6 protein-coding genes and 1 tRNA gene are annotated in these 8787 nt (G+C 63.0%); 4 read left to right on the forward strand and 3 right to left on the reverse strand.

From position 1 onward, the window contains the following. A partial coding sequence (locus LJE61_RS06095; protein WP_296917765.1) for an integrase domain-containing protein occupies nucleotides 1-627 on the reverse strand: 627 nt, incomplete at its 3' end. 1347 nt (nucleotides 628-1974) lie between these two features. On the opposite strand from LJE61_RS06095, the gene LJE61_RS06100 reads away from it, so the two are divergent. After that, nucleotides 1975-2241, forward strand: a complete 267-nt coding sequence (locus LJE61_RS06100) for a hypothetical protein (RefSeq protein WP_296910581.1) — start codon at nucleotides 1975-1977, stop codon at nucleotides 2239-2241. 955 nt (nucleotides 2242-3196) lie between these two features. Here the strand turns inward: LJE61_RS06100 and LJE61_RS06105 are convergent. After that, a tRNA-Ser gene (locus tag LJE61_RS06105) sits at nucleotides 3197-3287 on the reverse strand. 148 nt (nucleotides 3288-3435) lie between these two features. On the opposite strand from LJE61_RS06105, the gene LJE61_RS06110 reads away from it, so the two are divergent. Beyond that, nucleotides 3436-4269 carry a class I SAM-dependent methyltransferase gene (locus tag LJE61_RS06110; RefSeq protein ID WP_296910584.1) on the forward strand — a complete coding sequence of 278 codons (834 nt, stop codon included), beginning with the start codon at nucleotides 3436-3438 and terminating at the stop codon, nucleotides 4267-4269. 64 nt (nucleotides 4270-4333) lie between these two features. On the opposite strand, the gene mobB is transcribed toward LJE61_RS06110, so the two are convergent. Further along, entirely contained in the window at nucleotides 4334-4873 is a 540-nt protein-coding gene (mobB, locus tag LJE61_RS06115; RefSeq protein WP_296910586.1) for a molybdopterin-guanine dinucleotide biosynthesis protein B, read from the reverse strand. 222 nt (nucleotides 4874-5095) lie between these two features. Here mobB and ettA point away from each other — a divergent pair, with 222 nt between their 5' ends. Both ettA and LJE61_RS06125 read left to right on the forward strand, forming a co-directional pair. After that, nucleotides 5096-6763: an energy-dependent translational throttle protein EttA gene (ettA, locus tag LJE61_RS06120; RefSeq protein WP_296910588.1), complete on the forward strand. Its 1668-nt coding sequence runs from the start codon at nucleotides 5096-5098 to the stop codon at nucleotides 6761-6763. Between the two features lie 19 nt (nucleotides 6764-6782). After that, nucleotides 6783-8787: putative bifunctional diguanylate cyclase/phosphodiesterase (locus tag LJE61_RS06125; protein WP_296917767.1), on the forward strand; the 2005-nt coding region annotated here is incomplete at its 3' end.

Raw genomic sequence — 8787 nt, forward strand, 5'->3', positions numbered from 1 at the left:
CGCCTGACGTCCCCATGCAGTGACGGCCACCCAGCGTGGCAGGGTCCGACCGCCTTTGGTGCCATCGAGAATATTGATCCTCTGCTGTCGATCCGCCTCCTTGGCCAGGCGCTCCAGGTTGGCCTTGACGGCCTCCTCGGAGCGCATCCCAAAGGCGCGTGCGAGCCCAAGCACCGCCGCAGCGCGATCGAGACCCGCATCCCGCAGAGCCGTCTGTGCCGTTGCCACTGCTGCGAGATCCAGCGCTGCTGGTATCTCGGTTCGGACCACCGAGCGTGCGGCGCCGGCCAGTTCACGTGGTGAGACCGGGTTCCAATGGCCTTCGCGCGCATATCTCAGGATCACATTGATGGTGCTGAGTCGATTCTGGATCGTCGACACCGCTCTACCCTGCCCCTTAATGACCTCGGCGTAGCGGCCGACCAGCTCCGGTGTCACCTGGCGTAGATTGCGCACGCCGGCCTCGGCCTTGGCCCAGGTGGCAAAGCAGCGCCAGCGCTCGGCATGGCTGGCGACACTCGCGAAGTGTCCGCCGCCGAAGCGCGCCTGCAGGATCTGCTTGCCGGCATAGGCCAGATCCCGGCCCCAGCCCTGGTTGCGGGCCTGATGGCCGCCTTTATCTCTCATGGTCTTAGATGCTCCTCCGTGGTTCCGCCTCTGGATGAGCGAAACCGAACCCAATAAATCAGACAGAAACGCGCCAGTTGACCGGCTTCGACACACCGCTGGCGGGACCCCGGGGCGAGCGCTGTCGCGCGCGGCACCCGATGATCGTGTCGGTTCCGGTCGTCCCCAGGGTCCCGCCCTTGCGGTGTTCAGTGTTAACAGCGTTTGCGCCCGCTGCCGGCGTGGGGACTGGCGCCTGACGCAGCGCCGTTGCGGCTCCTACCATCCGGAGCGGGGATTCGGGGTGTCAGCACCACATCCGCTGGAACCTTTCGGGCGGGCGGGGTATGCGGCCGCGATGGACGCTCGCGGCGAGGTGCTGAGGATTAACGCGGTTGCGCGTGGAGGAAGAGGTTGTCATCACCCTTGCGGTGGATCATGCCTGCCAGGGTGCCGCCCTGGTGTCCGGGATGGACGCCTGATCCTGCTCGCAATAGGTTTTGACGTGGGTTTTGATGTCGCTTCGGTGTGACCGAAGGCTGATGGTACAAGGCCTGAAAGCCCATTCGCTTGACCCGTCTCTGTGTCTGGGCGGGGGACTTGATGAGGTTGGAGCGGCCGCTGTAGAAGCGGAAATCGAGACGCAGACACGTCGAAGCGGGTGTCCGTTGGACAGGGAGAGCATCGGAACAGATGGGTACAGGGCAGCGCCGCCTGCGGCGAGCAGACGTGGGGGAGGTCTTGGCGCCAGGTGTCGCGTCGGTGGCGGACACGGAGGCGTTGCGGGTCAGGATAAGCTCGAATCGAACCCTGACCAGGAGGCCAATTGGCCTTGGATCGACGTTGGTGACTCCGAGGGAGTCTTCTGCACGAGGCAGCGCGTGGCTACATTGATGGCGAGCGACCAGCGGCTTGACCCTGCCGCACGGGTATGCATGAAAACCTAGCACCGAGGATGCCCGGAGCGCAAGTATTTTCGATCATGATCAAGCACCTGTCGCGAAAGAGCGGCCAAAATGGGTGTCTTTCGCTGCGGCGGTGCGCGGATGACGGACGTATCGTTGGGTGGTGATTCTGCTGACACCTCAACACCCGGAGAACCCTGCGATGTCTGATCCGATGCCCGCCTTTGCCCTTGACCTGTATGACCGGGTGAGTCGGAGATCGCGTCCCTGTTGGTGCAGTTCGTCGATCAGCTACAGGATCTTGAGCGATCAGCTGTTGGTGTCCTTACCCTTCCGGCTGAAGGAACTGTTCAAGCGGTCGTTTCCCAGCGCCCTGTGGGGTCCGGAGGTTCGCTGCTGGGTCATTCCATTGGAGCAGGCGGAACGACTGCAGGCGTGGATCAGACTCGTCGAGCGCTCAGGCTTGCTCGAGGAGATTCGGGCCATCGAACGACGCTTGCCGGAGGCTCAGGAGGCGGAAGCGCTGATCAACGAACTCGATCAGCTCCGGGACGCGATCCGTGACTCGCTTGAGGAGACGATCAAGAATGACCAGCGCCGGTATCTGAAGCACTTGAAGGCGGAGATGACGATGCTGAAGCGCGATTTCGCGCAGCTCGCAGCTGCGCGTCAAGCTCAGGATGAGCCGTCACCAGCTGCAAGCGTAGATGCATCCAACGCCAACGCGTGACAAAGGGGCATTCAAATCTCCACACCGGCCCCCCATGTCGAGGTAACGAACGCGGGGATCTGTCGCCTTGAAACACCACGCCTGTGGTCTTTCAGCTAGCCTGGCCAATCAAGCCCGAAGTGGTCTTCGAGAGCGGCAACATTGAGCATGATGGTGCCGGCAACATTGACTTTCCTTGCGACGATATCGACCTTGGCGACGCGTGCTGCCACAGTTCAAGCGAGCGGGGCGCTTTTGCGCGAAGGTATTGACTGACTACCCCGCACTCTGGCCTGAGACGCTTCGCGTATTCCTCGTGCATTCCGCCGAGTGGACCGAGAGGCTATAGGCCATGCGCGGCCACCTCGTGCAGGTTGGCGGCAAGACGGCTCGGGCGCAGCTTCTGCGTCGCTAAGGCTTCCCAAGCCTAGAAGCCAGGCTTCGGAGTGCATCGAGCGCCGTCACCTTGGTCATACAGGCTGTGATCCGCCCCTTCGACGAAGAGAAGATGCGGAAGATCCATTTTTTGGTCTTCACTTGCCTTGCTCGGCGATGCTGCAGCCCGTCTCCGAGTGACATTGCCGAACGTGTGGCACCATCGCCGTCGATCCGGTGGCTGACTGGTGGAAAGCGCTCGAGCAGCCCGACCGGAGCGAGCATCGGATTCCCAATGCACTGGTCGTCTCCATCGAGACGGACAAGACGGATACTGACACCTGGACGCCGATCGCAAATCGGGTCGGCGTACCAATCGTTCTCCAGACTCAGCTGGGTAGAGTCATCAGTAACGCAGATGTCGTCACTGCTTCAACCAAGGCTTTGCCGAGTCTGGTTTCACTCTCCTGCCGAGGTGGAGAGCGGACGCTAAGACAGAAAAACCGGTAGTGTAGCGATCGCTAACTGGGGGACCAGATGGGGGACCGATTTTTGTATCTAATTATAATAACTTGACTTTTCTCTAATTTTTTTGCGTTATTGGCGGAGAGGGAGGGATTCGAACCCTCGATAGGCTATTAACCTATACACACTTTCCAGGCGTGCTCCTTAAGCCACTCGGACACCTCTCCGGGGATGGCGCGCGCGGCATTCCGCCCCGCCCGCGAGCGGCGAAGGGTACATGAACCGGGCATTGTGTTCAAACAGAGCCTCGGCTGAGGGGTCGCTGACCGGATACCCGGCCGTTGCCAGCCTGCGTTGTTAAGATACGGCAGAGACATGACTCCTCCCAACCGCAGGCCGGCTCCGACGATCGCTGATCGCGCGGACCGCCACCATCTCTACCAGCTCTCGGTCCAGAATCCATGGACGGAGGTCGACTTCGTCGATCGGATCTATCGGCTGCTGCGCGGACGCACCGCAACCAGGCTCCAGGAGGATTTCTGCGGTACCGCCGCCGTCTGCTGCGAGTGGGTGCGACGACGCAAGCGCAATCGCGCTTGGGGGGTCGACCTCGATCCACAGGTGCTGGAATGGGGCCGGCGTCACAACTTGGCTGCCTTGAATGCCGACCAGCAGACCCGGGTAGCATTGACCCAGGGCGACGTCCGCGCGGTCGAAACGGCCACGCCCGACATCCTTCTCGCAATGAATTTCAGCTACTGGCTGCTCCGCGACCGCCGGAGCCTGCGCGGGTATTTCACTCACGCGCGTCAAACACTGGCCGAGAACGGCATCTTTTTTCTCGACGCCTTCGGCGGTTATGACGCCTTTCGTTTGCTCACCGAGGAGCGCCGCATCCGGGACCCCGACGGAACCACCTTCACCTATGCCTGGGAGCAGGCCGCCTATGAGCCGATCACCGGCAGACTGGTCTGCCACATCCATTTCCGGTTCGATGACGGGTCCGAATGGCCGCGCGCCTTCAGCTACGACTGGCGGCTCTGGACGCTGCCCGAGATCCGCGAGTTGCTCGCCGAGGCTGGATTCTCGCGGGTGATGGTCTACTGGCAGGGGTGGGATGCCGACGGAAAACCGGATGGCGTCTTCGTGCCGGCCGAGGCCGGGGAGCCGGACGCCGGGTGGATCGCCTATCTGACGGCGGAGAAGTAGACACCGGCGTCCGCTGTCCGGCCTCCGATATCTGCAGGCACCGCACGCCTGGCCTGTTAACGTTTCAAGGGATACGTAAGCGGATCTCGTCCAGACGCGACAACACGAAGTCTGCGACGGTCTCGGGCTCGTTGAGCGGAAGGACGATCGCGGGCGGCTGGTGTGCGATCCGGGCGTCGGTCGCGACCGCGATGATGCTTGGGTCACCGGGATAGAGCGGTGGCTGGCGCAATGCCGGGCGAAAGACCTCGACCTTTGGATAGCGCGCATGCTTGAAACCCTCGACAAGGACCAGATCCAGACAATCCGCATCGAACTTGGCCAGCATCTCCTTGAGGTCCGGATCCTTACCCGGGACCGGACTCTCGACCTGCAGCGCCCACCTCGCCTTGGATGCCAACAGGGTCTGCCGCGCACCGGCTTCGCGGGCCTGGTAGCTGTCCTTCCCGGGGACGTCCAGGTCGAAGCGGTGGTGCGCGTGCTTAAGATAGCCGACACGGAGCCCGCGGCCGCTGAGGATCGCAACGAGCTGCCGGACCAAGGTCGTCTTGCCCGACCCGCTGGGTGCGACAAAGCCCAACACCGGAATGATTTTCACGCCCATGCTCTTCTCTCCAGACAGCGGTCTGAGACTGCGCCTCCCGGTCCGAGGCCGCGCAGCAGGGCGTCCCGGCCCTGCTCATGACTGGACGCGGATGCCCGCCCCAGCCGGTTTGGACATTTGAAGGATGCCAGCGCAGAATGGCGCCTATCAGCGTGCCACCAGGCCCCGGTCGCAGCGAATGATTCGGTCGACCGGACCTCCGCAACACAGCCCCCCAATCCCATGGCTCAGTACATCTTCACTATGAATCGGGTCGGCAAGATCGTGCCGCCCAAGCGCGTTATCCTGCGCGACATCTCGCTGTCTTTCTTCCCCGGCGCCAAGATCGGCGTGCTCGGCTTGAACGGCTCGGGAAAATCGACCCTCTTGCGGATCATGGCCGGTCTCGACACCGAGATCGAGGGCGAGGCCCGGCCTCAACCCGGCATCAAGATCGGGTTCCTCTCCCAGGAGCCTGGGCTCGACCGGACGAAGGACGTGCGCGGCAACGTCGAAGAGGCGCTGGCTCATATCAAGGCGGCCTTGGAACGGCTCGATGCGGTCTATGCCGCCTATGCGGACCCCGGTGCCGACTTCGATGCCTTGGCGAAAGAGCAGGCCGAGCTGGAGAACCTGATCGAAGCGACCGACGGTCACAACCTCGAGCGCACGCTCGAAGTTGCCGCGGACGCACTGCGACTGCCGCCCTGGGATGCCGATGTCACGCGGCTTTCGGGCGGCGAGCGCCGGCGTGTCGCGCTCTGCCGGCTGCTCCTGTCCAAGCCCGACATGCTCCTGCTCGACGAGCCGACCAACCACCTGGACGCCGAATCGGTCGCCTGGCTCGAGCGCTTCCTGCACGAGTACCCGGGCACCGTCGTGGCCGTGACGCACGATCGTTACTTCCTGGACAATGTCGCCGGCTGGATCCTCGAGCTCGACCGCGGGCATGGCATTCCCTGGGAGGGCAACTACTCCTCTTGGCTGGAGCAGAAGGAGCAGCGACTCGAGCTGGAGCAGAAGCAGGAGCAGGCGCGCATCAAGACCATGAAGCACGAGCTGGAATGGGTACGTTCCAATCCCAAGGGCCGCCACGCCAAGAGCAAGGCTCGGCTGGCCCGCTTCGAGGAGCTGCAGTCGCAGGAATTCCAGGCCCGCAACGAAACCAACGAGATCTATATCCCGCCTGGCCCGCGCCTGGGCGATCTGGTCATCGAGGCCGAGGCGCTCAGGAAGGCGTACGGGGACAACCTGCTCTACGACAACCTCTCGTTCAATCTGCCGAAGGGCGGGATCGTCGGGATCATCGGTCCGAACGGGGCCGGCAAGACGACGCTCTTTCGTATCCTGACCGGCCAAGAGCGCCCTGACGCGGGGGCGCTGCGGATTGGGGAGACGGTGCAGATCGCCTATGTCGACCAAAGCCGCGACGCACTTGACGACAGCAAGACCATTTGGGAGGAAATCTCGGACGGCGCCGACAACATCGTCGTCGGTCGTTACGAGATGCCGTCCCGCGCCTACTGCAGCCGGTTCAACTTCAAGGGCACGGACCAGCAGAAGCGCATCGGCGACCTCTCCGGCGGTGAGCGCAACCGCGTCCATCTGGCCAAGCTCCTCAAGAGCGGCGGCAACCTCTTGCTGCTCGACGAGCCCACTAACGATCTGGACGTCGAGACCCTGCGCGCACTTGAGGAAGCCCTGCTGGCCTTCCCCGGTTGCGCCGTCGTGATCAGCCACGATCGCTGGTTCCTCGATCGCATCGCAACACACATCCTCGCGTTCGAGGGTGACTCCCAAGCCACTTGGTTCGAGGGCAACTACGCAGACTACGAGGCCGACCGCCACCGGCGCCTGGGGACCGAGGCCGACCAACCACACCGGCTCAAATACAGACGGCTCACCGCCTAGGTGTCATCGAGCCGGGCTCATGCGTCCATCCCCCCAACGCTTCCTTACGCAGCCTCGAAAACGGGGACGGCGGCCCCTCGCGCGCTCCACACGCTGGGCGAGCCGCGGCTACCTGGTGGCCCTGGTCGGCGGGCTGGTGGCCGTGTGCTTGCTGGCCTGGGCTTATGGGCGGCTGCTCGAGTCAGGTGCGGTCGCATCCGGGCAGGGTGGATTCGGGCTCACCCTGCCAGTGAAGGCCGCGATGGGGATCGCCCTCGTTACGATTCTGGTCACCTTCGTATTCTATCTGCGATTCCGCGTGCTGGCATGGACGGAGCTCCGCGCCCTCACCGATCTTGATACCGCAGGCGAGACCTTACGCGCATTACTGGGGACCGTCTCGCACGGCGTGATCCTGACCGACAGGAACGGGCAGATCCGACTCTTCAACCCGGCCGCCGAGATCCTGTTTGGGCGACTCGGGGAGGAGACCCTGGCGTTGCCCATCAGCACCCTGATCCCCGATCTGAAACTCGTCGACGAGTGGGACACCTCCGCAGTCGATGACGTGGCTGGACATCGAGTTCGCTATGCCGCCGGCGTGCGAGCCGACGAGCACAGCTTCCCGTTGCGCATCCTGATGCGCACCTTGACGTTGGACTGCGAGCGGTTCTGGCTGCTGCTCGTCGAGGACCTGTCGGAGCTGGAGCGCAGCGAGCGGAGAGCGGAGTTCCTCGAGCAGTTCGATCCCCTCACCGGTCTTCAGAACCGACCCACGTTCGAGCGCATCCTCGCGGAGGTCGAAGGCACCACCGCGGAGGACAACCCGACGCACGCGCTCTGCCTGATCGACGTCGACCGCTTCAAGGTCGTCAACGACGCCTTCGGACATGCGGCAGGAAACAAGCTCCTAGAGCAATTCGGTCAGATCATCAAAACCAAGTTGTCCTCCGCCACCGCTCTGGCCCGCCTCAGCGGCGACGAGTTCGTCGCCCTGTTCGTTGGTCAGGCGGCAAACCACGCGGCCGGACTCTGCGAGGACCTCGTCCGCACAGCGCGTAACTTCCTCTTTACTTGGCAAGAGCATTCCTTGGATGTCACCCTCAGTGTCGGTCTGGTCGTCTTCGAGCCCTCCAAGATCGGCGGGATCGAGGCCTTGAGTCAAGCCGATATCGCCTGCCGTCTCGCCAAGGAAAAGGGGCGGGATCGAGTCCATGTCTATGGCCACGGTGATGCCGAGAGTCTGCGTCATCGCGCCGACATGACCATCATCCCAACCATCGGCAGTGCCCTGAGTGAGGGGCGGTTCCGGATCATGGCGCAGCCGATCCAGCCGCTTCAACACGACGATGGCCCGATCCACTTCGAAATCCTGGTTCGCATGCAGGACGAGGACGGGAAGGCCGTCGTGCCGGATCATTTCATTCCGGCTGCCGAGCGCCACATCCTGATGCCGGCCGTCGATCGTTGGATCATCACCTATGTGTTCAGTCGACGAGCCGAGCAACTGCGGGCATGGCACGAGCGGTTTCCCGATCACTTCATGCTCGCCATCAATCTATCCGGCACCACGCTGATCGATGAGGGCTTCATGTCGTATCTGAAGCGGCAGTTCACCGAGTTCGACATTCCCTACCCCAGCATCTGTTTCGAGATCACGGAAACCGCCGCCATCGCAGATCTGCATCAGGCGCGCCGCTTCATGCAGGAGATCCGCGCCTTGGGATCGGTCTTCGCGGTCGACGACTTCGGGACCGGCTTCGCCTCCTATTCCTACCTCAAATCCCTGCCCGTGGATTATCTGAAGATCGATGGGAGTTTCGTACGTGGACTTGCCAACGACCCGGTTGACCGGGCACTGGTCACCTCGATCAACCGAATCGGCCACGTCCTGGGTCTGGAGACGATCGCCGAGTGGGCCGAAACCCCGGAGCTGGTCTCGATCCTACGGGACATCGGTGTGGACTATGCGCAAGGCTTCGGCGTTGGCAAGCCGCTACAGCTCGACGAGCTGCCCATCGCCCGCCCCTTGGCGCGAACCGCCT

It is taken from the genome of Thiocapsa sp. (assembly GCF_022340925.1).
GTDB lineage: Bacteria > Pseudomonadota > Gammaproteobacteria > Chromatiales > Chromatiaceae > Thiocapsa.

Bases quoted from the DNA above. Each gene is read 5' to 3' on its own strand.
- LJE61_RS06110 (WP_296910584.1), top strand. From the start codon at position 3,436: ATGACTCCTCCCAACCGCAGGCCGGCTCCGACGATCGCTGATCGCGCG.
- mobB (WP_296910586.1), bottom strand. From the start codon at position 4,873: ATGGGCGTGAAAATCATTCCGGTGTTGGGCTTTGTCGCACCCAGCGGG.
- ettA (WP_296910588.1), top strand. From the start codon at position 5,096: ATGGCTCAGTACATCTTCACTATGAATCGGGTCGGCAAGATCGTGCCG.